We start from the raw sequence: 25,545 nt of genomic DNA, 5'->3' as shown, positions 1-25,545 counted from the left end.
AAAAACAAAAACGCCCACCAGTTTGATGAGCGTTTTTGCAATTGGGCTAATGATTAGCGTTTTTTGCGCTGAATAGCATGAATCGCACGACCGTCCGCTGACAATGCCGCTTCGTGAACCGCCTCGCTCACGGTTGGGTGAGCGAATGTCATCAGCTGTAGGTCTTCTACGCTAGAAACAAACTCCATCGCAATCATACCTTGATGAACGATGTCGCCAGCACCCACGCCTACCATGTGCAAACCAAGTAGGCGATCGGTCTTAGCGTCAGCCACGACTTTGATCACGCCCACGCCTTCGCCTTGTGCCAAGGCACGACCGTTTGCCGCAAGGCTAAATGAGCCAGTTTTGACTTCGTGACCTTTTGCTTTTGCTGCTTCTTCGGTCAAGCCTACCCATGCAATCTCAGGGTGCGTATAGATGACACTGATGATGGTGTCGTAGTTCACTTGGGCTTTTTCGCCATGAATGCGTTCTACCGCCATCATGCCTTCTTCCATCGCTTTATGAGCAAGCATTGGACCACGCACCAAGTCACCGATCGCATACACGCCGTCTAGGTTGGTTTTGCATTGGTCATCAACCGCCACCAAACCACGCTCGGTCAGCTCAATGCCGCAGCCTTCAGCAAGCAGTTTTTCGCTATAAGCACGGCGACCTACGCACACGATGAGCTTGTCAAAGGTGTCGGTTTTGGTCTCGCCTTTGACATCGGTGGTGACAACCACTTCGCCATTCACAACTTCAGCGCCCGTCACTTTGGTATCCACACGAATGTCTAGACCTTGTTTTTTAAGTAGCTTAGCAGCTTCTTTAGAGATGTCTTTGTCCGCTACCGCCAAAAATTCTGGCATCGCTTCATAAACGACAACTTCCGCGCCCAGACGACGCCATACCGAACCCAGCTCAAGACCGATGACGCCTGCACCGATCACGCCTAGGCGTTTTGGCACTTCACTAAATTCCAATGCGCCTGTACTATCCACGATGTACTCGCCATCAGTTTTTGCAACTGGGATTTCAATTGGCACAGAACCTGCCGCTAGAATCACATATTTGGCAGTGATGGCGTGTTCAGCGTTGTCATGGTCGGTGAATTTGATTTGTTTTTCTGCCGATTTACCATCAACCAGCGTACCCCAGCCTTGTAGCCAGTCCACGCCATTGCCCTTTAATAGACCTGCCACGCCTGCGGTCAAGCCTTTGACAATGCTGTCTTTGCGTTCTAGCATTTTTGCGATGTCAATATTTACATCGCCTGTGGTGATGCCGTGATCGTTAAGTTCGTGCTTGGTCGCTTCGTAACGGTGCGAGCTGTCAAGCAGTGCTTTTGATGGGATGCAGCCGACATTTAGGCAAGTACCGCCAAGTGCAGGCTCGCCTTTGTGAATGCGTTTTTCAATACACGCCACGCTAAAGCCAAGCTGGGCACCACGAATCGCCGCTTCATAGCCACCAGGACCGCCACCGATCACAACCAAATCGTATGAATTTTTCATAGTTTTCTCTTATTTATTATTGGAATTATTGACTAAAAAAATAAAACAATGCCCACCCAAGATGGGCATTGCCAATCAATCAAATGTCTAGCAACAAACGAGCTGGATCTTCAATCAGCTCTTTGATGGTTACCAAGAATTGTACCGCATCTTTACCGTCAATCAAACGGTGGTCATAAGACAGCGCCAGATACATCATTGGTAGAATCACCACTTCGCCATTAACTGCCATTGGGCGCTCATTGATGGCGTGCATGCCTAGGATGGCGGTTTGTGGTGGGTTGATGATTGGGGTAGAAAGTAGCGAACCAAACACACCGCCGTTGGTGATGGTGAATGTACCGCCAGTCATGTCTTCAATGCCCAATTTGCCTTCACGAGCTTTGATGGCATAATCACGGATACCGCCTTCAATGTCAGCAAGACCCATGCCGTCTGTATCACGAAGTACGGGCACAACCAAGCCACGATCGCTTGATACCGCCACGCCCACATCATAGTAGCCGTGATACACGATGTCATCGCCATCAATAGACGCATTCACCGCAGGGAAACGCTTCAAGGCTTCGGTAGCTGCCTTAACAAACAGCGACATAAAGCCAAGTTTTACGCCGTGGCGTTTTTCAAATTGGTCTTTGTATTTAGCACGCAAGTCCATCAAAGGCTTCATATTCACTTCGTTGAAAGTGGTCAGCATGGCGGTTTCTTGAGTAGCAGAAAGCAGACGCTCTGCGATACGCTTACGCAGACGAGTCATCGGCACACGAGTCTCGGCACGCTCGCCCACCGCAGTGGCAATCACGCTGCCAGAAGTGGTTTTTAGGGTTGGGTTTACCATGTCAGACTTGGTCACACGACCGCCACGACCCGAGCCTTGAACATCGGCAGGATTGACGCCAGTTTCTTTGGCAGCTTTACGCACCGCTGGGCTTTGGTCTTTAAAATCTTGCTCGCTCTCAGCGCCATTTTTAGGCTGCACAGGGGCTGCCACAGACGCAGGGTCGATGGTCGTGCCTTTGGCGGCTTCTGACTCAGACAGTGCCTCAGCTGATGGCGCATCGGCATCTTTGCTGGCATCGGCGGTTGCGCCTGCTTCAAATTGCGCAATCACTTCTGCCGACAATACGGTGTCATCCACGCCTTTAACAATGCTGGTCACCACGCCATCATCAGGGGCAACCACTTCTAGAACGACTTTATCGGTCTCAATTTCAGCAAGCAGTTGGTCACGAGAAACTTGCTCGCCCTCGGCAACATGCCACTCTACGATGGTACCGTCTTGCACTGACTCTGGGAATACTGGGGCTTTAATTTCAGCCATGATAAACTCCTAAGTTTATAAACTTAATACAAATTCATTAAAAAACCAAAAGCCAAGCCGATACCCATCAGCTTGGCAAAAAATATTACTGCAATGCGTCCACAGCTACACCAAGTGCATCAGCGATGAGTGCTTTTTGCTGGGCGTTGTGGATTTTTGGTGAGCCTGTCGCAGGGGCAGCCGCCGCAGGACGAGCCGCAGGAGTTGCCAAAGTCGCCGACTGAGTTGCCATGATACGATACATCTCTGGCAATAGGTAGTACCACGCACCTTGGTTGAGCGGCTCTTCTTGCGCCCATACCACTTCTGACAAATTCGGATATTTGGCAAATTCCGCCAAAATGCGAGCCTCTGGCAGTGGGTAAAGCTGCTCAATACGCACAATCGCCACATGATCCAGACCCAGCTTACGGCGCTGATCCAGCAGCTCATAATACACCTTCCCGCCACACAGCACCAAGCGAGTCACCTTACTGTTGTCCAATGCGTCAATCTCTGGCAGAACGGTTTCAAACTTGCCAGACGCAAGCTCTTCTAGGGTAGAAGTGGCAAGCGGGTGGCGAAGTAGGGATTTTGGCGACATCACAATCAAAGGCTTGCGAGCTGGACGAACCACTTGACGGCGAAGTGCGTGGAAAATCTGGGCTGGCGTGGTCGGTGTGATGACCTGCATATTGTCTTCGGCACAAAGCTGTAAATAGCGTTCTAGGCGAGCCGATGAATGCTCAGGACCTTGACCTTCAAAGCCGTGTGGCAATAGCATGGTCAAGCCTGCCAAGCGTTGCCATTTGGTTTCGCCAGAGCAGATGAACTGGTCAATCACGACTTGAGCACCGTTGGCAAAGTCGCCAAACTGAGCTTCCCAAACAACCAAAGCGTTTGGCATGGTGGTCGCATAGCCATATTCAAAGGCAAGCACCGCCTCTTCTGACAATAGCGAATTGTAAGTGGCAAAGCGTGCTTGACCTTCACGAATGTGCTGCAAAGGAATGTACATGCTGCCGTCTTTTTGGTTGTACAGCTCTGAATGACGGTGCGAGAAAGTACCACGACCCACATCTTCGCCTGTGATACGCACCAACAGACCTTCATCAACCAATGACGCATACGCCAAAGTCTCTGCCGCACCCCAGTTCAGCGGCTCTTCGCCAGTTTGCATGGCAAGGCGTTGTTCTAACACCTTGGCGACTTGGCGCTGCAATTCAAAGCCTTCTGGCACTTTTGCCATCGCTTGACCGTAGGATTTGAGCTTTTCAATGTCCACGCCAGTTTCCCAGTCATCTTCTAGCTGATGACCGACATAAGGCGACCAATCCACGAACAAGCTGGTGTCTGGCTCTTTGGCTAGACCCTGGGCGACATCGTCACCGTTGTCAAGCGCCACACGATAGCTATCCTCAATCTGTCCGCTTTCTTCTTTGCTAATCACGCCCTCAGAGATCAGTTGATCGGCATACTGCGTGCGAGTGGTTGGCAGTTTTTTGATGATTTGGTACATCAATGGCTGAGTGGCTGATGGCTCGTCCGATTCGTTATGACCGTTACGGCGGTAGCAGACGATGTCAAGCACGATGTCACGACCAAATTCATTACGATAATCCACCAAAAGCTGAGACGCAAACACCACCGCCTCTGGATCATCGCCATTGACATGCAACACAGGCGCATGCACCATCTTCGCCACATCCGTACAGTACTCGGTCGAGCGAGCGTCTTCTGGACGAGAAGTGGTAAAACCTACTTGGTTGTTGATGACGATGTGCAAAGTACCACCCGTCTTATAAGCACGAGTTTGCGACATTTGGAAAGTTTCTTGGTTTACGCCCTGACCTGCAAAGGCAGCGTCACCATGCACCACGATTGGCAGTACGGTTTTGCTGTCGATTTCGTAGCCGTATTTTTCAGAGCGGCGAGCTTGACGAGCACGCACCGAGCCTAACATCACAGGCGAGACGATTTCTAGGTGCGATGGGTTGTAAGCAAGCGCTAGGTGCAATTCACCGCCTTTGGTGATGACATTTGAGCTAAAACCGTTGTGGTATTTGACATCGCCCGAGCCGATGGTTGGCTGGATTTTGCCGTCAAATTCGTCAAATAGGACGCTTGGGTTCTTACCCATGATATTGACAAGCAAGTTCAAACGACCACGGTGCGCCATGCCGATGACAACTTCTTTAGCGCCATAATTACCCACGCGCTGAATCATCTCATGCACGGCAGGAATAAAGCTTTCACCACCTTCTAGACCAAAGCGCTTGACACCTGTGTATTTACGAGCAAGATATTTTTCAAGCCCTTCGGCGGCGGTCAGACGGTCAAAGATTTCTAGCTTTTTGTCTTTATCAAAGCGGATGTAGCCTTGGTTTGATTCGATATAATTTTCAAACCATTTTTTCTCTTTGGCGGTAAAGACATGCATGTATTCATAGCCAATGCTGCCGCAGTAGATGCGTTCACAGATCTCGATGATCTCACGCAATGTCGCCTCAGACTTGCCAATGCTCATCAAAGTGGTTGGGAACACGGTGTCCAAATCCGCCTCAGACAAACCATGATACGCCAAAGTCAAATCTTCAATCTCAGGGCGCTTTTGTAGTCCCAATGGATCCAGATTTGCCACACGGTGACCACGGCGGCGATAGGCAGAGATCAGCTGTTGCACACCCATTTGTTTTGGGTCGCAGTCACTACTACCGCCTTGTGATGCAGAGCGACCTTTGGTTTGGTTGCGAGCCAGTAGCAAATATTGTTCTTTGATTGCGTTGTGCGGTGCGTCCGTGTCGGCACGATAGTCAGCAAAATACTGCTGCCACTCATCACTCACGCTGCTACTGTCTGCCAAATACTGCTCATAAAGCGCCTCGATGTACGCTGCGCCGTCTGCTGCCAATTCGGTGTTTTGATATGCCACCGTATTTTTACTGTTTGTCATAATTTTCGCCATTTCTTTGGTGAATTTTAGGTTAAATGCTCATCCGTGCCGAACCTCATGTTCGACACCGACCAATATCTACCTACACGCCTGAGTATTTTAGACGCATATCAACTGCATAGTGTACGCCATTTCACAGCAGATAACAAGTTGCATTGCCTTTAAAAGTGTGCATAGTGACAAAATTTTGTAAAAAATTCACATTTACTCATCGTTCTGACAAAAATTTGCCAAATGCACGGACAAAATCCGTCACAAATAGCCAACAAAAAAACCCACCCAAAGCAAAAGGTCTTATCATAGGATAAGACCTTTAATCATATCAGGTGATGTATTAACCCGCCGCATCAAGTAGCATATTACGGATATGACCGATGGCTTTGGTTGGGTTTAGACCCTTTGGACATACCGACACGCAGTTCATGATACCACGGCAACGGAACAAGCTGAATGGGTCGTCAAGGCGAGCCAGACGAGCTTGGGTATCGCCATCACGGCTGTCAATGATGAAACGATAACCGTTCAGTAGTGCTGATGGACCTAGGAACTTATCAGGGTTCCACCAGAATGATGGGCATGAAGTTGAACAGCACGCACATAGGATACATTCATACAGACCGTTTAGCTTTTCACGATCTTCTGGTGATTGTAGGCGCTCTTTTGGTGGCGCTGGCTGATTATTGATTAGGTATGGATGCACTTTTTCGTATTGTGCGTAGAATTGGTTCATATCCACGACCAAATCTTTAATCACAGGTAAGCCCGGCAATGGACGCACGACGATTTTATTTGGCAAAGTGTTCATGTTGATCAAACATGCCAAACCGTTTTTACCGTTGATGTTCACGCCATCTGAGCCACAGATACCTTCACGGCAAGAGCGGCGGAAAGTTAGGGTTTCGTCCATTTTTTTTAGACGAAGTAGCACATCAAGCAACATACGATCAGAGTCTAACAGCTCAATCTCGTAAGTTTGCATGTATGGGGCATTGTCTTTGTCTGGGTCGTAGCGGTAGATTTCTACGATACGGGTGCCTCGACTCATTGGTTTTCTCCAATCTTTTGACCTGCCAGCACCGCAATGCTGGCTTTGCTCAATTTAGTTATATAATCAAATTAGAAAGTACGCACGCGTGGCTCACAATAATCCACAGTCAATGGCTTTTTGCGCACTGGCTTGTAAACGACACGGTTGCCTTCTGAGTACCATAGCGTGTGCTTCATCCACTCGTGATCGTTACGACCCAGCGGTGCGTATTCGTCATCGGCAGGACGCTCGTAGTCTAGTACGCTGTGCGCACCACGGCATTCGTGGCGAAGAGCTGCTGACAACATGGTCGCTTTGGCAACTTCATACAGGTTGGCAACTTCCAGCGCTTCAATACGAGCGGTGTTAAACACGGCTGATTTGTCTTTTAGGTGGATTCGCTCAATCTTTGGTGCCAATGCCAAGATTTTCTCAACACCCTCATCCATCAAGGCTTGGGTACGGAATACGCCAGCGTGAGACTGCATGATGTTACGAATCTCATCAGCCACTTCTTGAGCGTTGTAGCCTTCGGTTGAATTTTGTAGCTTGTCAAGACGAGCTTGGGTAAAGTCAAGCACGCGTGGATCAAGTGGCTTGTAGCTGCGGTCAGACTTGGCAAATTCATCCAAGATGTGCTGACCTGCCGCACGACCAAATACCACAAGGTCAAGCAAAGAGTTGGTGCCTAGGCGGTTTGCACCGTGTACTGATACGCACGCACATTCGCCGATGGCATATAGACCTTTGATGACACGACCTTCGGTGTATAGACCTTGCTCGTCCACATTGCCGTCTAGCACAGGCACGGTGACTTGACCGTGAATGTTGGTTGGGATACCGCCCATCATGTAGTGAATGGTTGGTACAACAGGCACGGCTTCTTTGGCGATGTCCACATTGGCAAAGTTGTGGCTGATTTCAAATACCGATGGCAAACGCTTCATCAAGGTGTCCAGACCCAAATGCGTCATGTCCATCAAAATGTAGTCGCCATTTGGACCACAGCCACGACCTTCTTTAATCTCTTGGTCCATAGAACGAGAGACGAAATCACGAGGGGCAAGGTCTTTTAGCGTTGGGGCATAACGCTCCATGAACGCTTCGCCATGCTTGTTACGAAGGATCGCACCTTCACCACGACAGCCTTCGGTCAATAGCACGCCTGCACCTGCCACACCTGTTGGGTGGAATTGCCAGAATTCCATGTCCTGCAAAGGAATACCAGCACGCACCGCCATACCAAGACCATCGCCTGTGTTGATGTAGGCGTTGGTTGATGCACGGAAAATACGACCTGCACCGCCAGTTGCTAATACCGTGGTTTGTGCTTGGAATACAGAGATGTTGCCCGTTTCTTGGTCAAGAGCAATCACACCGTTGATGTTGCCTTCTGCGTCTTTGATCAAATCAAGCGCAATCCACTCAACGAAAAATTGCGTGCCTTTTTCAAGGTTCTTTTGATAAAGCGTGTGCAACAATGCGTGTCCAGTACGGTCAGCAGCGGCACAGGCACGAGGTACGGCTTTTTCGCCATAGTTGGCTGAGTGACCACCAAACGGACGCTGATAAATCGTGCCGTCTGCGTTACGGTCAAAAGGCATGCCCATATGTTCAAGCTCATACACGACTTTTGGTGCTTCACGGCACATATATTCAATCGCGTCTTGGTCGCCTAGCCAGTCAGAGCCTTTGACGGTGTCATAAAAGTGGAAATGCCAGTTGTCATTGCTCATGTTGCCCAAAGACGCACCGATACCGCCTTGAGCAGCAACTGTGTGGCTACGAGTTGGGAAAACTTTGGTAAGAACTGCTACTTTCATGCCGCCTTCAACCAGCTGCAATGACGCACGCATACCAGAGCCGCCACCGCCCACGATGACAGCGTCAAAGTTGAGCGTTGGGATATTATTAATTGTATTATCTTGTGCTGATGCCATGTTAATTCCTAAAATTTTATCAATGTATCAGATGATGATTGGCAAATTACCAAAAAATCATCACGCCCCAGAACAGATACACCAAAACAGCAATGATAACCGCTGCTTGTAGTACCAAACGCAGACCTGATGATTTGACATAGTCGGTAAATACCGTCCACATACCCACCCATGCGTGAAACACGAGTGATAAGATGACCACAAGGCTGAACAATTTCATTGGCAAGCTCATCATAAAGCTGCGCCAAGTGTCATAATTGACATCATTAAATAAGAAAAATCCCACAACCACCAGTGCATACACCGCAAGCACGACGGCGCTGATACGCTGCAAGATCCAATCACGAGAGCCTGAGCCTGTCAGACCTGTCGCACTTTTAATACCTGAATTATTTCTAGTCATTAGAACATCACCCATACAAACGAAGCCACGATTAAGATGGCAGCGATGATGAAACTCACGATCGCAGCGGTCTTACCAGATTTGAATTCTTCGTTACAGCCTAAGTCAGCAAGCAAATGCTTGACACCCATCACAAAGTGATATGCGGTCGCTGCCACAAATACCCATGCCACAAAACGCACGGCAATATTGTCAAATACCGAAGCAAAGCCTTCTGGCGATGACAATGAAGTTTGTAAGGCACACAGCATTACAGGAACGAGTAAGAACAGCACAATGCCAGAAACACGGTGCAAGATAGAAGCCATGGCGATGGGTGATTTTGAGTTCACCGCAATCACCTGACTCAAAGGTAGGTTAATCGGTCGGTTGCTTTTCACAGCGGGCATCCTTATCTAATTTTAAGCCGCACAGGGCAAGGAGAGCTGGCTGATGGGACAATCCCTAGGCACGCATTTAATTTGGGTTATTTAACACCAAAAAGCACTCATGGCTTATACTGCATCTAATAACATAACACAAAGCAAATTATGCCCAAGAGTTTACACTCTACACAGCGAACACCATCAAAAAAAATCACTTTCACAAAAAACAATCCATCGCAGCTTGGGAAATCACGAGTATCGCATCGCCAAAGCCCGATACTGCAAGTGATTATCATTTATAAAAGCAGGTTGGTAAATATTGAGATTATAAAACGCTTAACGAAATTTTACAAATGAATTTGGCTATTTTTGTTAAAAATGTGGCAATTTTTTGTAACCAATAAAAAACAATCGCAAAATCGTGCAAAAATCACGGCAGAATTTCGCATGACTCGTGCCTTGGGTGGTCAAGACGCACCATCCGACCTATTTTGATGGCAATTTTGATGGGAAGTTCAGCACACCAAACATTCATTTTAGAATTTTTACTGATGAATTGATTTGAATTGTCGGCGCAAGTTTTTAGCCAAATTTGTCCCCATAATGAAACGACAAACCAAATAAATTGTTACAAATGATGTCATTGTGAACAAAAATCCTTGTCAAAACAAAAAATTATCCCTACAATCACTGGGTACTTTAAGTACAGTTGTTCTCAGGTTTTATCACATTTTCAGCAAAATCTTCTGACAAAACAGGGTGTTTTTGAGATTTTTTCGTGTTAAAGCTTGTAAGTTGTGCAAAGTTTTTGTATTATCAGCACACCAAGTGGAGTGCGTGTTATTTGCACGCTAAAAACGCCAAACAAGGATGTCGCATCTTGTGCTTAAAAGGTTTAACAATGGATGCGATTCAACTCGTCAGCTCTCATCATGCACCTTCGCCATGAGTGAAAGTGGCATCATGCAGACAAGGACACCAACAACCAAAGAGGTTTATTATGTCAAAAGAAGTTAAATTAGTCGTGGACGGCACAGAATATGAGATGCCAGTACTAGAATCAACATTGGGTCGCCCTGTTTTGGACATTTCAGCAGTCAATAAAGCAGGTTTTTGGACTTATGACCCAGGCTTCATGGCAACTGCCCCAGTAGAATCAAAACTGACTTACATTGACGGCGACAAAGGCGAACTGCTACACCGTGGTTATGCCATTGACGAGCTGGCTGACAATGCTGAATACCTGGAAGTTTGCTACGCCCTACTTTACGGCAACTTGCCAACTGCCGAGCAAAAAGAAGCGTTCTATGAGCGTATCTCTAGCAAGATGGCAGTACATGACCAACTGCGTAAATTCTTTGAAGGTTTCCGCCGTGATGCGCATCCGATGGCGATCATGGTTGGCGTTGTTGGTGCGTTGTCTGCATTCTACCACAACCATCTGGACATCTCTGACGCTGCTCACCGTGATGAGACGGCGGTTGATTTGATCGCAAAAGTACCGACACTTGCGGCGATGAGCTACAAATACTCAATCGGCGAGCCATTCTTATATCCACGCAAAGACTTCAGCTATGCTGAAAACTTCCTGTACATGATGTTTGCCACCCCAGGCGATGTCAATTACAAGCCAAATCCTGTGCTTGTTAAAGCGATGGACAAGATCTTTACCCTACACGCCGACCACGAACAAAACGCATCGACCTCTACCGTGCGTTTGGCAGGCTCAACTGGCGCCAACCCTTATGCGTGTATCGCAGCAGGTATCGTAGCACTGTGGGGACCATCACACGGCGGTGCCAACGAAGCGGTACTTGAAATGCTAGACGAGATCGGCACGATTGAAAATGTCGCTCCGTTCATGGAAAAAGTAAAAACCAAAGAAGCCAAGCTGATGGGCTTTGGTCACCGTGTTTATAAGAACTTTGACCCTCGTGCCAAAGTGATGAAAGAGACTTGTGATGAAGTCTTGGGTGCATTGGGCGTCAACGATCCTAAGCTACAACTGGCGATGGAACTAGAAAAAATTGCTCTGTCTGACCCATACTTCATCGAGCGTAAGCTATATCCGAATGTGGATTTCTACTCTGGCATCATCCTAAAAGCCATCGGTATCCCAACTTCAATGTTTACCGTAATCTTTGCTCTGGCTCGTACTGTGGGCTGGATCAGCCACTGGACTGAAATACACTCTGAACCGTTCAAGATTGGTCGTCCACGCCAACGCTACACTGGCGAGACGCACCGCCCATTCGTTAAATTGGAAGATCGTAAATAATCTGCCATTTAACCAAAAAATCCTCCAAAAATTTGGGGGATTTTTTATGGGTTAAAAAATAAGCCATCAAGGACGGCTTATTTTATACCAAACGAATGACAAAATTACCATAAAATCGTACGGTCGTGTAGAGTGCAAATATTTGAATTTACTGGGTTTTCAGCTTTGCTCAACCTACCAAATCGTATGATGTTGTATTCTTTTATCGGTCGTGTAGGGTGGGCTTAGCCCACCATTTTGGGTGTGAATCCCAAACGGTGGGGTAGCTCGCCCTACAATTTTTAAATTAAACAACCATAAAATCACAAACCTGCTTGTTTTAATAACGCACCAAGACTGCCCATTTTATCGCTTGTTTTTTGGTCAATCTTTTGTGGGCGGGTGTCTTTTTTGGCTTTATTTGCTCTTTGTCCAGATGATTTTGGCTTGTCCGCCTTGCGGTCGGCTTTGGCGGTGCTGGCTTTATCGCTTGATTTTTCTGACTTCATACTAAAACCAATGCGGCCACGAGCCTCATCCACCGAAATCACTCGAACCTGCACGATGTCTTGTGGCTTGACCACGCTGGCAGGATTCTCCACAAAGTCATCAGACAGCTCTGAAATATGCACCAGTCCATCTTGATGCACGCCGACATCCACAAAACAGCCAAAGGCGGTTACATTCGTTACCACACCTTCTAGCACCATGCCAACCGCCAAATCTTTGATGGCATTGACATCATCACGGAATTTGGCAGTTTTAAATTCGCCTCGTGGGTCGTGGGCAGGTTTGGCAAGCTCGGCAAGCACGGTGGCGGTTTGGCTAAAATTATCCGCACTGTCGTTTAATGATTTGGCAAGCGTCTCATTGCCCAGCACCTCGCCCAAAGACTTGTCCGCCTTACGCAAAATCTCATACACCAAGCCATAACTCTCAGGATGCACGCCTGTGGCATCTAGCGGTTCGGTGCCGTCTTTGATACGCAAAAAGCCCGCCGCTTGCTCAAAAGTTTTCACGCCCAAGCGTGGCACGGCTTTTAGCTCTTCACGGTTTTTGAATGCGCCATTGGCACGGCGATAATCCACGATTTGCTGGGCGACATTTTTATTAAGACCTGCGATATGAGCAAGAATGGCAGGGCTTGCCGTATTGACATCCACGCCCACCGCATTCACGCAGTCTTCGGTGACTTTATCTAGGCTAGATTCAAGCTCCGCCTGATTGACATCGTGCTGATATTGCCCCACACCGATGGCTTTTGGCTCAACTTTAACCAGCTCGGACAGTGGGTCTTGTAATCGTCTGGCAATGGACACCGCCCCACGCACCGACACATCAAGATCAGGCAGCTCACTGCTTGCAATCTCACTCGCTGAATACACAGACGCACCTGCCTCAGAGATGACTAAGGCTTTGGCGGACAGCTTTTCGTCATCAATGATGGCTTTGACCAAAGTCTCAGTCTCTCGGCTGGCTGTACCGTTGCCGATGGCAACCAGCTCCACGCCATGCGTTTTGATTAAATTGGCAATCACCGCTCGTGCCTCATCCACCTTATTATAAGGCTCAAACGGATAAACGGTCTGGGTCGCCTGCACATCGCCTGTGGCATCGATCACCGCCATTTTTACGCCATGACGAATGCCCGGATCCACACCCAAGATGACCTTGCGACCTGCTGGAGCGGTCATCAGTAGGTGCTTTAAATTCTCGGCAAACACGCCAATCGCATCGGTCTCAGCCGCCACACGGCGTTCGGTCAAAAGACGATGCTCAATCTGAGATCGCCACTTGGCGTGCCACAGCTTGTCCGCCGTATCTGCTAAAAATGCCCCATTTTGCGCCGATGCATCCACACCAAAATGCGACTTGATTTGCTCAACAAACGGCTCATCTTCGCCATCAACATGTAGCACCAGTACATTTTGCTGACGACCACGAAGCATGGCAAGCAGGCGATGATTGGACAATTTGGCAAATGGTTCGCTATGCTCAAAATAATCTTTAAATTTCTCGCCTGCCTCTCGTTTTTCTTCGCCGACAAGCTCTGAGCGAATGCTGGCGGTCTTATTAAAGCCTGTACGCACCGCATCAAGCAAATCCAAATCCTGAGCCCAATCGTCCAAGATGATCGCCTGCACGCCTGCTAACTGCTTGTCAAACGAACCAAAATCCGCCTCAAAAGTCTCGCCCGTCTCATCTGTCAAAGTCTCAGGACAGCCAAACCCTGCCAGTGCATCGGCTGGATTTGCCCCTGCCAAAATCGCTTTGGCAACAGGCTCAAGCCCTGCCAGCTTCGCACGAGCAGACACAGAGCGACGGCGTGGGCGGTACGGCTGATAAATCTCTTCTAATTCAAGTTTCGTCCCAGCCTGCTCAATGCGTGCCACCAGCTCGTCCGTCAAGACATTTTGGGCATTCATCAGCTCAATGATTTTTAGGCGTCTTGCCGCCAAATCACGCTCCGACCCCAAGCCCTTTTCCAAAGCACGCAATAAAGCATCGTCCAAGCCGCCCGTCTGCTCTTTGCGATAGCGAGCGATGAACGGCACGCTGCTGCCTTCGTCAAACAATCGGGCGAATGCCGACACTTGGCTTGGGCGGACGCCATGCTCTTTGGCAAGTTTGTCATAAATGGCGTCGTGGTTGATGGCTGATAAGATTTGTTCGCTCATAACTGCTCTTTTAGTGAATTTGAAAATGCTTGCCATTTTATCACAGTCAAATCATCTTAAAAACCGCAAATTCATGCAAAAGCACGATTTGCTAAAAAGATTTGAATGAAAAATTGTTATCGTTGGTAAATTTTACTTTATTCACGGCATGGGCGTGGTATGATGGGGCAGATTGCTCATCATGCGTCGTGATTTTTGCCAAAATCTGGTGAAATTTTGCAAAAAATTTGCATAAAAATGAGCAAAGGCGTCAAAAAATTGTTACATTTTTTTGTGCAATGTTGTACACTAACAAAATGGCTCAACGGCAAATCCTAAGGACAAACCATGACAGAACTTAATGAAAACATTGCCCATCGCATTTTGGTCGTCGATGATGATGTGCGTTTGCGTACGCTATTGCAGCGTTTTTTGGAAGATGACGGCTTTGTGGTGCGTGTGGCGCACGACGGCAAGCAGATGGATAAATTCATCTCTCGTGAAATTTTCTCGCTCATCGTGCTGGATTTGATGCTGCCTGATGAAGATGGCATCAGCATCTGTAAGCGCTTGCGTGCCGAAAATTCAGACATTCCCATCATCATGCTCACCGCCAAAGGCTCAGATGCCGACCGCATCGCAGGCTTAGAAGCAGGGGCGGACGACTATCTGCCAAAGCCTTTCAACCCAAAAGAGCTGCTCGCTCGCATCAAAGCTGTACTGCGCCGCCAAAACCGAGAACTGCCCGGCGCCCCAAGTCAGCAGATGGAAGTGGTAGAATTTGGTCCTTGGACGCTTGATTTGTCCACCCGCACCTTAAAGCGTGATGGCAATGTCGTGACCTTGACCACAGGCGAATTTAGCGTCCTAAAAGCCCTAGTGCAGCACCCACGAGAGCCACTGACTCGTGATAAGCTCATGAATCTGGCTCGTGGGCGTGAATGGGGTGCGATGGAGCGCTCAATCGATGTGCAAGTGTCCCGCCTGCGCCGTCTGATTGAAGACAACCCATCACAAGCTCGCTACATTCAGACCGTGTGGGGCGTGGGCTATGTGTTCGTGCCAGATGGGGCGGAGAGCTGATGACTTGATGGCTTTATCACCCAAAAGCAGGTGTTTCGCCTGCTTTTTTTTATTGAAAAAAATAAGAGAAAAATAAGATTTGTAGTTTGGGAAGCTGTGCGTAACCCAAATTTATGGCATAACTCATTGAGTTTGTTGGGTTTTGCAGGCTCAACCCAACCTACGACATCACATAATTTTGTGGTAGATTTATCATTCGCTTGGCACATACTGACCGAATGGCAAATGCCCACAAAAACAAAAACGACCGCTTTTGGTCGTTTGTTGTTGGTAAAATTAGTCAGCCAGCCACAGCCAAACACCCTACTGCCGTCTTTGCAGCAAATACACGCCTGCCGCCGCACTGATGATGATGGGCAAGAGCGCCATGACAAAAGGCGACCAATTGGCTGCCAAGGCAATAAATCCTGTCAAATCCGTCAAATAACTGAACAATAAGCCTGTCAATAACGCCATCACAATACGCAACCCCAGACCCTGTGAGCGCAGCGACCCAAACACAAAAGACGACGCCACCAGCACCAAAGACAGCACCGCAAACGGCGACCACAGCTTTTGCCAAAAGCTGAGCTCATGGCGTAGACTGCTCGTGCCTTGATGGCGCATCAGCTGTCGGTGTGCATACAGATCGGTCAAAGACATGTCATCAGGCTCACGCGTCAAAAGATGCACATCGCTTGGGGCGATCGGCAAAGTCAGCGTGCGAGCATTCTCATGGTTTTGTGTGATGCCTTGGCTGCCGATATCGATGGCATCGACATCGCTGAGCTGCCAAGTGTAGCGTGCATCGGCATCACTACTGGCGTAGCTGCCAGAGCCTGCACGCATGGCGGCGGTTAGGTTGCTGTGTTCGTTGAGCGCATAGCGTTTGGTCTCGCCAAGCTTGCCTTCGCTGTCGGCATAGCTGATATAGACGATGTCCTGACCACCTTCATGCTCGCTCACCGACCAGTAGCCATTGACATGAATGAGCTGGCTGATGGGCTGATCGCTGCTGATGGCATCAGCTTTTTGGTTGGAGATGGGCAAGATGAACTGATTGACAAGCAATGAAATCATCACAAACAAACTGGCAGGAATCATCGCCCAGCTGATGATGCGGTATTTGCTCACGCCCGATGCCTGCATGCTCACCAGCTCACTGCTGCCTGCCAAAAGCCCAAGACCCACCACCGCCCCCAAGAGCGCACCTGTGGGAATAAACTGCACCAAAAAATAAGGCGAACGATACACAATGAACCAAAGCGCATCCGTCAGCGTGTAGGTGTCGCTGATGTTTTCAAGCTCACCCAGATACGCAAAGACCATTTGCAGCAGCCACAGACCTGCCACCGCCCCAAGCATCGCCAAAAACGCCGCTCGAATGACATAGTGCGCCAAAATGTGCGATTTCATGCGCCCACCCCCTCATCTCGGCGAGCATTTTGGCGAGACAGTCTAAGCCGTGCCACGACCCTATCATGATGATTCATATAAAACGCAAACAGCACCAGCAGCAGCACCGCCACAGGATACGCCCAATCACCCACCTTGCCTTTGGCGATGGATTCTTTTAATGAAATCAAGATCAGCACATTTGCCACAAAGATAAAAATCGCAGGAATGAGCTTTAACCATCTGCCTTGGCGTGGACGCACCTGCGCCAATGGGGGTGCAAGCATCGCTGCAATCACAATCAGCCAAGGCAAGCTGAATCGATAGCCCAGCTCAGCATGAATCTCGCTGCTGCTTGGATTTGGGGTAGTTTTGTTGAGATTGGCAAGCAACTCGCTGCTCGTCCAGCCCTCGATTTTCATGGGCTTTAAGTCATTTGTTTTGCCCGCTGCCAGACTGATGCGGTATCTTTCAAAGCCGATTTGGCTGTATTGTTTGCTGGCGGCATCCACCTCATAGCGGCGTCCTTGATGCAAATCCAGACGCACCACGCCATCATCGCTCTCCACCTGAGTGGCGGATTTGGCATAGATTAAAGTGTCTTTTACTCGGACAAATTCACTTGGCAGACTCTGGGCGAGCGCCTCTGCCTTCTTGGCGGCATCCTCGTTTTGGTTGGCGATGTCGTTCATCGACTCAGGCGTCTGACCTTTTGGCATTTGAATGACGATGACATCTTTTAGGTATTCTCGATTTTCGCCAATCTCGCCCACATACAGGTGATAATCGCCACTACTGACGAATTTTTTGGGCGTGATGAAATCAAACACTTCAAGCACCGACTGCTCTTGCCAGATGTTTGTCGCCTTTGCCACACCCCACGGCTTGCCCGCCATCGTGATGAAACACTGCACCACAAATGCCACAATGACCAGTGGCAAAATAAGCCTTGCCACCTTGCCACGACTGATGCCACTGGCATTCATCACCGCCATCTCATGATCGGCATACAGCCTGCCAAACACCAGCATCAGACCGATAAAAAACGACAACGGAAAAATCAGCTCCAAAAAGTAAGGCAGATTATAGCCGATGAGCGTAAACAGCACGCCCACATCCAGCCCGCCTTCTGCCGCCATACCAAAATAACGAATCAAACGCCCACCAAGCAGCATCACCACCAAAAACCCCAAAACAAGGGCGGTGGTCGTAGCGACTTCTTTGATGAGATAGCGGCGTAGAATCACAAAGTTATCCAAATGGCAGACAAGCCGCCATTATACCAAAATTTTGCTTGAAAAATCTTGCAATTTTGGCAAATGACGCACCGTTTTTGCAACCGAATATGACAGTCAGATGCACCATCATCCGCCGTGCCTTTTGACAAACTGATGACAAAACTGATGACACATCAATGGCACAAAGCCTAGCAAATGTGTTAAACTAAGCCGTACGGTTGGTTTTGCTTGTGCCACTGGGCGATGAGCTTAACATTTTCATCGTCTTGGCGCACCAAGCACCAACAGCCAGCCAAATCTTTAAAATATGGTTTAAAAAATTAAGGAACAATCATGACTCTTACTCTTTCTGTTCATCCAAAGCTTAGCCTAAAAAAACCCACCAAAGCCAACCCTTTGCCGCATTTGGTCTTTTTTGCTGACAGCGAAGGCACACTTTTGGGCAATGTCGCAGACGACCACGCCAAGCGTGCCGAGCAGCTCATCGCCAAATCTGGCTTTAAGGGCGAGCTTGGTGCTGCCGTCAGCGATCATGCGCTAGACACCGACGGCGTCAGCATCACGGTGATGGGCGCAGGCAAATTGGACAAATTGGCAGGCAACATTCAAAAGCTTGGCAAAGCCACTTACAAAACCCTAAAAAACCAGCGCTCAGCTGCCATTTGCTGGGGCGATGTCATCTGCCAAAAGCACTTCTCGCAGTTTGTGCTTGCGCTACTCAACGCAAATTATCGTTTTGACCGCCATTTTTCCAAAAAATCTGACGCAGACGCCTTGCAGACAGTACAGCTCATCAACACCAAAGACAGCCTTGCAGACTATGAAGCGGCACTGGCTTTGACTGAAGCGACCTTTAAAGGTCAAAGTTTTGCTCGTGATTTGGCAAACGAAGCACCCAATGTCCTAAACCCCAGCACACTTGCCAAAGAAGCCAAAAAACTTGCCAAAGCTTATGGCGACAAGCTTGAAGTGAGCGTGCTTGGCGAAAAAGAAATGACCAAGCTTGGCATGGGCTGTTTCATGTCGGTCTCCCAAGGCTCAGACCAAGAAGGTAAGCTCATTGTCATCGAATACTTTGGCAAAACCAAAAAGACCAAAAAAGCCAAGCTTGCAAGCCCCATCGCACTGGTGGGCAAAGGCATCACCTTTGACACAGGCGGCATCTCATTAAAACCAGGCGCTGGCATGGACGAGATGAAATTTGACATGGGCGGGGCTGCCGCCATGCTCGGTGCGACCAAGGCCATCTGTGAGGCGGGCATCGAGATTGACTTGGTGACCGTCATCGCCGCCGCTGAAAACATGCCTTCTGGCAAAGCCACACGCCCCGGCGACATCGTCACCGCCATGAATGGCACGAGCGTTGAAATCTTAAACACAGACGCCGAGGGACGCTTGGTGCTGTGTGATGCGCTGTGCTATGTGCAGGATAATTATCAGCCACGCACCATCATCGATGCGGCAACCCTGACAGGCGCGTGCGTCATCGCACTCGGCTCGGTGCGCTCGGCAGTGTACAGTAACGATGAGGACACGCTGTTTGCCCTAGAAGCTGCTGGCGAATACACCAACGACTTGCTTTGGCAGATGCCGCTTGATGATGACTATGCCGCCCAGCTTAAATCAAACTTCGCCGATCTACAAAACATCGGTGGTCGTGAAGGTGGCTCTATCACCGCAGCGTGTTTTTTAAAGCATTTCATCAAAGAAGGTCAGGCATGGGCGCACCTAGACATCGCAGGCACAGCATCTTTGAGCGGTGCTGATAAGGGCGCAACAGGTCGCCCTGTGCCGATGTTGGTGCAATTTTTAAAATCGCAAGCGGTATGACCTGCACCGCATAAAGCAAAAAGACCTTGTCAAACAGGGTCTTTTTTCTTTGCCAATTTTTTGTCAATTTTCCCATCAAAAAACCGCCCTTTTAAAAAGAGCGGTCTGGATGGCTTAACGCATGATTGATAAATGCTTATTTTAGAACTTCTGCCATGGCGTTGGCGACATATTCTACATTTTTGTTGTTCAAGCCTGCGATACACATACGACCATTTTCAACCATATATACCGCAAATTCATCACGCAGGCGCACCACTTGCTCAGCGGTTAAGCCAGTAAAGCTGAACATGCCACGCTGTTTGGTAAAGTAGCTAAAATCACGCTCTGGCAATTTGGCAGTCAATACATCTTGGAGTTTTTGACGCATCAGGCGAATGCGATCACGCATTTCATACACTTCGCCCACCCACTGCTCAAACAGCGCATCGTCATTCATCACGGTATCTACCACCGCATTACCGTGAGATGGTGGGCTTGAATAGATACGGCGTACGGTGAATTTTAGCTGTCCTAGAACACGGTCAGCTTCTTCTTTTGATGGTGCGACCACAGACAGACCGCCGACACGCTCGCCATAAAGCGACAGATTTTTTGAGAAAGAGTTAGACACAAAGATTGGCAAGCCCATCTCTACTGCACGGCGAATGGCGTACGCATCACCGTCCATGTCATCGCCAAAACCTTGATAAGCGATGTCCATAAAGGCGATGAGTTTTTTGTCTTTGACGATGTCAAGCACGATGTCCCATTGCTCATTGGTCAAATCAACGCCAGTTGGGTTGTGACAGCATGGGTGTAGCAGCACCACATCATTTTCGTTCAAGCCTTTGAAAAATTCGCACATTTCGTCAAATTTCACACCGATGGTGGCAGCGTCATAGTAAGGATATTTGCCCACTTCCATGCCCGCACCTTCAAAAATGCTGATGTGGTTGCCCCAAGTTGGGTTTGACACATAACACTTGGCAGCTGGGAACCATTCATGGATAAAGTCTGCACCGACTTTCAGCGCACCAGAACCGCCCAAAGTTGCGATGGTCGCCACACGACCTTCTGCAACTGCTTGGCTATCTTTGCCGAACAATAGATGTTGGCAGGCTTCTTTGTAGCCTTTTAGACCGTCCATCGGCAGATAACCACGAGGGCGTGGCGGATTGGCAATCTGAGCCTCGGCAGTCTTGACGCACTCCAATACTGGCAATTTGCCATCTTCAGTATAATACACGCCCACACCCAAATTCACCTTAATGTCGGTGCGTGGGTCGTTTGCAAATTTGTCCATCAAACCCAAAATCGGGTCGCCTGCATAATGCTCAACATGATTAAACATATCATTTTCCTTTTATAAACAAACAAAACAGCCTAGCGGCAATCTTTCACAGTATAACGGAAATTTCACGCCAAGTGCAAAAGAAATTTGCCAATATGTCGCATGAAATGTAACTAAATATCAATCTTTATTCAAATCTTTGGGACTGCTCACCAAAAACTCGTGCGCATTTTCAATCAAAAACGCTTTAAAGGCAAGCGCAGCGGGCGACAGCGAGCGGTTTTTGTGCGTATAAAGCAAGAAATTTCGCTCCACCACAGGCTCGGCAATCGGTCGCATCACCAGTCCGTACAGCTCCACCCATTCGGCAGCGTACAAAAGACAGATGGTCACGCCCAAGCCCATTCTGGTCATGCCCAGTGCTGTTGACAGAAAATTGATCTCAAAGTCAGGATTAAAAATACGGCTAGAAATCTGTGCTGGCAGCTCGTTTTGTAGCGACTTGATGAATGGACCGTTCAGCGTGATTAGGCGCTCATTTAACAAATCCGTCCAGCGCACCACATCTTTGCTGGCAAAGGGGTGCGACTTGGGTAACACCAGATAAAAAGGCGAGCGAAACAGCGTGTCTGTCTGCAAGTCATCTGAATAAGTACGCTCAGGGGCAATGCCCAAATCCGCCTCCAAATTCTCAATAGAATCCACCACATCATCCACCGAACAGTCGGTGAGCGTCACCTGAATGTGCGGATGCAGCTCGCAAAATTTGGCGATGAATTTTGGCATGGTCGAGGCGGACAGCTGCTGTGACACCGCCAGACGCACATGACCTTGGTGCAAGGATTTTAGGTTGGCGACCTTCTCATTGAGCACCGACATTTCGTTCAACACACGGCGTGCCTGTGGCAAAAGACGCATGCCCGCATCAGAGAGGTGCAGTTTTCTGGTGGTGCGGTCAAACAGCTTGACATCCAAGTTTTGTTCAAGCTCTTTGATCAGTCCGCTTAGGGCAGACTGCGTCAGGCACAAAGTTTCAGCCGCTTTGGTAAAGCTGTTTTGCTCAGCGACCAACACAAAAGCACGCAGCTGGCGTAGCGTGGTACTCACGATTATAATTCCTAGTGATATATGTATAAGTTATTATTATAAATTATAATTTTAAAGATACAAGTGGCTTGTGAAAATAAATTTTAACTTATTCTTTCATAATAAAAAACCAGCCTGATCAAGCTGGTTTTTGTGAAGCGATCGATTAGCCTTTGTAGGCGTATTTTGGGTCGGCCGCTGCGGTGAATAGCACATCGGTTGATGAGTTGAGTGCCGTTTCAGCAGAATCTTGCACCACGCCGATGATAAAGCCAATCGCCACCACTTGCATGGCGATGTCGTTTGGAATGCTGAACAGATTACACGCCATCGGAATGAGTAGCAATGAGCCGCCAGCCACGCCAGATGCGCCACACGCTGCAAGACTGCCAATGATAGCAAGCAACAGCGCCGAGCCGAACGACACATCGATGCCTAGCGTGTGCGCCGCTGCCAAAGTCAGCACATTGATGGTGATTGCTGCGCCCGCCATGTTGATGGTTGCACCCAAAGGAATGGTGACCGAATAAGTCTCTTCGTTCAAGCCCAATTTGCGAGCAAGGTTCATATTGACAGGAATGTTCGCTGCCGATGAACGAGTGAAAAACGCCGTCACGCCAGATTCACGCAAGCAAGCGATGACCAGCGGATAAGGGTTTTTGCGAGTCATGGCAAAGACGATGATGGGATTGACCACCAATGCAATAAATAGCATACAGCCCACCAACACCGCAAGCAGGTGCGCATAGCCCAGCAGCGCTTCAAGCCCTGTCTCAGCCACCGTCGCTGCCACCAGACCAAAAATACCAATCGGTGCAAAAGCGATGACCCACTTCACCACGCTGGTGATGGCAGTGCTCAGGTCAGCCGCCACTTGGCGAGTGGTTTCGCTCACATGGCGCAGCGCCAAGCCGATGAGTACCGCCCAAGTCAAGATGCCCATGTAGTTGGCTTCTGCCAAAGATTTGACAGGGTTTGCCACCAAATTCATCAATAGTGTGGTCAAGACTTCTCTTAGATCTTGCGGTGGCGTTTGGCTGATGCCTTCTGCCGCCACCAATGCCAGCTGGGTTGGGAAGGTAAAACTTGCCACCACCGCCGTCAATGCTGCGGTAAATGTACCCACCAAATATAGGATAAATACAGGCTTGATGCGTAAATCACCGCCACCACGGTAGCCTGTGACCGCTGCGATGACCAGCACAAACACCAAAATCGGTGCAACGGCTTTTAGCGCACCGACAAAGATGGCGCCCAAAATCCCCACCGACAAACCAACAGACGGCATCAGTCCGCCAATGATCGCACCCAAGACCAGACCGATGATGATCATCGGCACCAGCCCTGCTTTTAAATATGCATTCACCAAAGAGCGCATACAAACTCCTAACAAATTTTTAAATAATGGTTAAAAATCAATGCAAATAACTGGCGCTACTATACCTTGCTTTTACGCACAAATCTAGCTTTTTTTGCAAGATTTGGTAATAAGATGGTTACATCTGGGCAATATTTCGCCAATGCCTAACAAATCTGCCCATTTTTGGTGCAAATGCAGCATCCCATTCAGCAAATCTTAAAATTCTTAAAATCACCTTATGCTAAGCAGACGCATCTTTGCCATCACCCACAAAAAAACGCCCCTCTCGGAGCGTCATCGCCTTGTGCATTAATGCAATTTTTAGCCAATCAAGTCAGTGCTTGACACCAAAATGCCATTATTATCGGCATACACATACGCCCCATTGTCAATGCTCACGCCACCAAAATGCAGGGTAACGCCTGTCTCGCCTGCACCTTTTCTGGTGGATTTTTGGGGAATACAGCCCAATGCCTGCACGCCCAAATCCAGCTCGCCCAAGGCATCCACATCACGCACACAGCCATAGACAATCACGCCTGCCCAGCCTTGCTTTACCGCACTTTCGGCAATCATGTCGCCAAGCAAAGCACAGCGCATGGACGCACCGCCATCTACCACCAGCACTTTGCCTGCGCCATCAGTGGCGAGCAGTTCTTTGACACGAGAATTATCCTCAAAGCACTTGACCGTCACCGCCTGACCGCCGAATGCCTTGCGTCCACCAAAACTGCGAAAAAATTTCCCATCAAGGCTTGGCGACACCACTTGAATGCCTTTGCCTTCGTTATCGTCAAGCAAATCGCAGGTAACAAATGCGTTCATTTTTTTACTCCTTTTTGAAAATGAATTGCGTTTGGCAAACATAGCATTTTGGCACTGCTTTGTCAAACCATCTGCCATCATCAAAACGCCAACTGTCGCTTGGATTCAAACGACATCTGCTCGCCTGTTACTGGGTCAATAAAGCAAAGCGACTTTGCCAAAAGCTGTAACGGCTGACTAAAATCCCCGTCCGCCTTATGCCGCACACACGGATAATAAGGGTCGTTTTTGATGGCAAGACCTAAGTGATTTAAATGCACACGCAGTTGGTGTAGCTTGCCAGTCGTGGGGTGTAGCTCGTATTTTGCCCAGTCACCTTGTGTCGCAATGAGCCTGATGTGCGTGTGCGAATTGGGCGTATCGTCCGCCACCGTCATGGTATAAAACGGCTCGCCTCGTGTCAAATGCAGGTGCAAATCCAGCGGAAGTGTTAAGTTTTGCTGAATAGGTGCGATGGCGTGGTAGATTTTTTTGATGGCTTGGCTTTTAAAAAGAGTTTGATACAGCCCACGCGTGGCAGGGTTTTTGCTGATCAAAATCAGCCCTGCCGTCTCTCTATCTAGCCGATGAATGGGCGATAAGTCTGGGTTGTTAGATTGTTGTTTTAGGCGAGTAAGTAGCGTTTGCTTGACATAATTACCGCTGGGTGTTACCGTCAAAAAATGCGGTTTATCCACGACCATAAATTCTTGATTTTCAAAGACAATCTCATGCGCAAACGGCACGATGATTTCATGCTCCAAAAACCGATAATAATAAATACTGCGCCCATATTGATAAGGCTCATCAAACAGGCACGGCACGCCATTTTCCCAAAAAATTAGCCCATCATCAAATCGCCGCCGCCACTCGTCAGCACCGATGTGGGGAAATTTTTGGCACAAAAAATCAAACATACTCGCTGGCGGCTGTTCTTTATTATTAAATTTTTCTAAATAAATAACACTGGCAGACACGCCATCAATCATGGGTAATTTGCTCGCTTTATTCATCGCATGCTCCTTATTTGGCGTTATTATAATCCATCGTCAGACTTTTTGTGTGTTTTGATGAAGTTTTGCAGCATTTAAGGGAT

The 25,545-nt window shown here is 48.6% G+C and carries 18 protein-coding genes; 3 read left to right on the top strand and 15 right to left on the bottom strand.

What is annotated here, in order from left to right; all coding sequences use genetic code 11:
• Positions 1-53: 53 nt before the first annotated feature.
• The 7 genes from lpdA to sdhC form a co-directional block, all read right to left on the bottom strand.
• Positions 54-1,499, bottom strand: a complete 1,446-nt coding sequence (lpdA, locus tag LU290_RS00325) for a dihydrolipoyl dehydrogenase (protein WP_277808604.1) — start codon at positions 1,497-1,499, stop codon at positions 54-56.
• A gap of 79 nt (positions 1,500-1,578) precedes the next feature.
• Complete coding sequence (gene odhB / locus LU290_RS00320) at positions 1,579-2,820, bottom strand: 2-oxoglutarate dehydrogenase complex dihydrolipoyllysine-residue succinyltransferase (protein WP_277808603.1); 1,242 nt, start codon at positions 2,818-2,820, stop codon at positions 1,579-1,581.
• Between the two features lie 85 nt (positions 2,821-2,905).
• Entirely contained in the window at positions 2,906-5,752 is a 2,847-nt protein-coding gene (locus tag LU290_RS00315) for a 2-oxoglutarate dehydrogenase E1 component (protein ID WP_277808602.1), read from the bottom strand.
• A 334-nt stretch (positions 5,753-6,086) separates the two neighbouring features.
• Positions 6,087-6,797 (bottom strand): succinate dehydrogenase iron-sulfur subunit, encoded by a 711-nt coding sequence (locus LU290_RS00310; RefSeq protein ID WP_277808601.1) that lies wholly within the window; start codon positions 6,795-6,797, stop codon positions 6,087-6,089.
• 71 nt (positions 6,798-6,868) lie between these two features.
• Positions 6,869-8,719, bottom strand: coding sequence for a succinate dehydrogenase flavoprotein subunit (gene sdhA, locus LU290_RS00305; protein WP_277808600.1), 1,851 nt, complete (start codon positions 8,717-8,719; stop codon positions 6,869-6,871).
• A 46-nt stretch (positions 8,720-8,765) separates the two neighbouring features.
• Positions 8,766-9,101 (bottom strand): succinate dehydrogenase, hydrophobic membrane anchor protein, encoded by a 336-nt coding sequence (gene sdhD / locus LU290_RS00300; protein ID WP_277809514.1) that lies wholly within the window; start codon positions 9,099-9,101, stop codon positions 8,766-8,768.
• Positions 9,102-9,121: 20 nt separating this feature from the next.
• Positions 9,122-9,511 (bottom strand): succinate dehydrogenase, cytochrome b556 subunit, encoded by a 390-nt coding sequence (sdhC, locus tag LU290_RS00295; RefSeq protein ID WP_277808599.1) that lies wholly within the window; start codon positions 9,509-9,511, stop codon positions 9,122-9,124.
• Positions 9,512-10,487: 976 nt separating this feature from the next.
• Here sdhC and gltA point away from each other — a divergent pair.
• Positions 10,488-11,765, top strand: coding sequence for a citrate synthase (gltA, locus tag LU290_RS00290; RefSeq protein ID WP_277808598.1), 1,278 nt, complete (start codon positions 10,488-10,490; stop codon positions 11,763-11,765).
• 302 nt (positions 11,766-12,067) lie between these two features.
• On the opposite strand, the gene LU290_RS00285 is transcribed toward gltA, so the two are convergent.
• Positions 12,068-14,422: a Tex family protein gene (locus LU290_RS00285; RefSeq protein ID WP_277808597.1), complete on the bottom strand. Its 2,355-nt coding sequence runs from the start codon at positions 14,420-14,422 to the stop codon at positions 12,068-12,070.
• Between the two features lie 327 nt (positions 14,423-14,749).
• On the opposite strand from LU290_RS00285, the gene ompR reads away from it, so the two are divergent.
• Entirely contained in the window at positions 14,750-15,484 is a 735-nt protein-coding gene (ompR, locus tag LU290_RS00280) for an osmolarity response regulator transcription factor OmpR (protein ID WP_277808596.1), read from the top strand.
• A gap of 303 nt (positions 15,485-15,787) precedes the next feature.
• Here the strand turns inward: ompR and lptG are convergent, their stop codons facing one another.
• Both lptG and LU290_RS00270 read right to left on the bottom strand, forming a co-directional pair.
• A complete protein-coding gene (gene lptG / locus LU290_RS00275) occupies positions 15,788-16,879 on the bottom strand; it encodes an LPS export ABC transporter permease LptG (protein WP_277808595.1) in 1,092 nt (363 codons plus the stop codon).
• Positions 16,876-18,105, bottom strand: a complete 1,230-nt coding sequence (locus LU290_RS00270; RefSeq protein WP_277808594.1) for an LPS export ABC transporter permease LptF — start codon at positions 18,103-18,105, stop codon at positions 16,876-16,878. The genes lptG and LU290_RS00270 overlap by 4 nt, the downstream gene beginning before the upstream one ends.
• 324 nt (positions 18,106-18,429) lie before the next feature.
• Between LU290_RS00270 and LU290_RS00265 the strand changes: the two genes are divergently transcribed.
• Complete coding sequence (locus LU290_RS00265; protein WP_277808593.1) at positions 18,430-19,926, top strand: leucyl aminopeptidase; 1,497 nt, start codon at positions 18,430-18,432, stop codon at positions 19,924-19,926.
• Between the two features lie 136 nt (positions 19,927-20,062).
• Here LU290_RS00265 and LU290_RS00260 read toward each other — a convergent pair whose 3' ends face one another.
• The 5 genes from LU290_RS00260 to LU290_RS00240 all read right to left on the bottom strand — a co-directional run bounded on the left by LU290_RS00260 (position 20,063) and on the right by LU290_RS00240 (position 25,462).
• Positions 20,063-21,259, bottom strand: a complete 1,197-nt coding sequence (locus LU290_RS00260) for an amino acid aminotransferase (protein WP_277808592.1) — start codon at positions 21,257-21,259, stop codon at positions 20,063-20,065.
• A 120-nt stretch (positions 21,260-21,379) separates the two neighbouring features.
• On the bottom strand, positions 21,380-22,306 hold the full coding sequence (locus tag LU290_RS00255; RefSeq protein WP_277808591.1) for a LysR family transcriptional regulator: 927 nt from the start codon (positions 22,304-22,306) through the stop codon (positions 21,380-21,382).
• 145 nt (positions 22,307-22,451) lie between these two features.
• Positions 22,452-23,663: a serine/threonine transporter SstT gene (gene sstT, locus LU290_RS00250; protein ID WP_277808590.1), complete on the bottom strand. Its 1,212-nt coding sequence runs from the start codon at positions 23,661-23,663 to the stop codon at positions 22,452-22,454.
• Between the two features lie 303 nt (positions 23,664-23,966).
• Positions 23,967-24,470, bottom strand: coding sequence for a ribonuclease E activity regulator RraA (gene rraA, locus LU290_RS00245; protein WP_277808589.1), 504 nt, complete (start codon positions 24,468-24,470; stop codon positions 23,967-23,969).
• Positions 24,471-24,550: 80 nt separating this feature from the next.
• Complete coding sequence (locus LU290_RS00240) at positions 24,551-25,462, bottom strand: pseudouridine synthase (protein ID WP_277808588.1); 912 nt, start codon at positions 25,460-25,462, stop codon at positions 24,551-24,553.
• Between the last annotated feature and the right edge of the window lie 83 nt (positions 25,463-25,545).

Origin of the sequence: Moraxella nasibovis, from assembly GCF_029581575.1 — a bacterium.
In the GTDB taxonomy this organism is placed as follows: Bacteria; Pseudomonadota; Gammaproteobacteria; order Pseudomonadales; family Moraxellaceae; genus Moraxella; species Moraxella nasibovis.
Note: the sequence above shows the minus strand (reverse complement) of the source record. Positions and strands in the feature narration are given on the sequence as shown.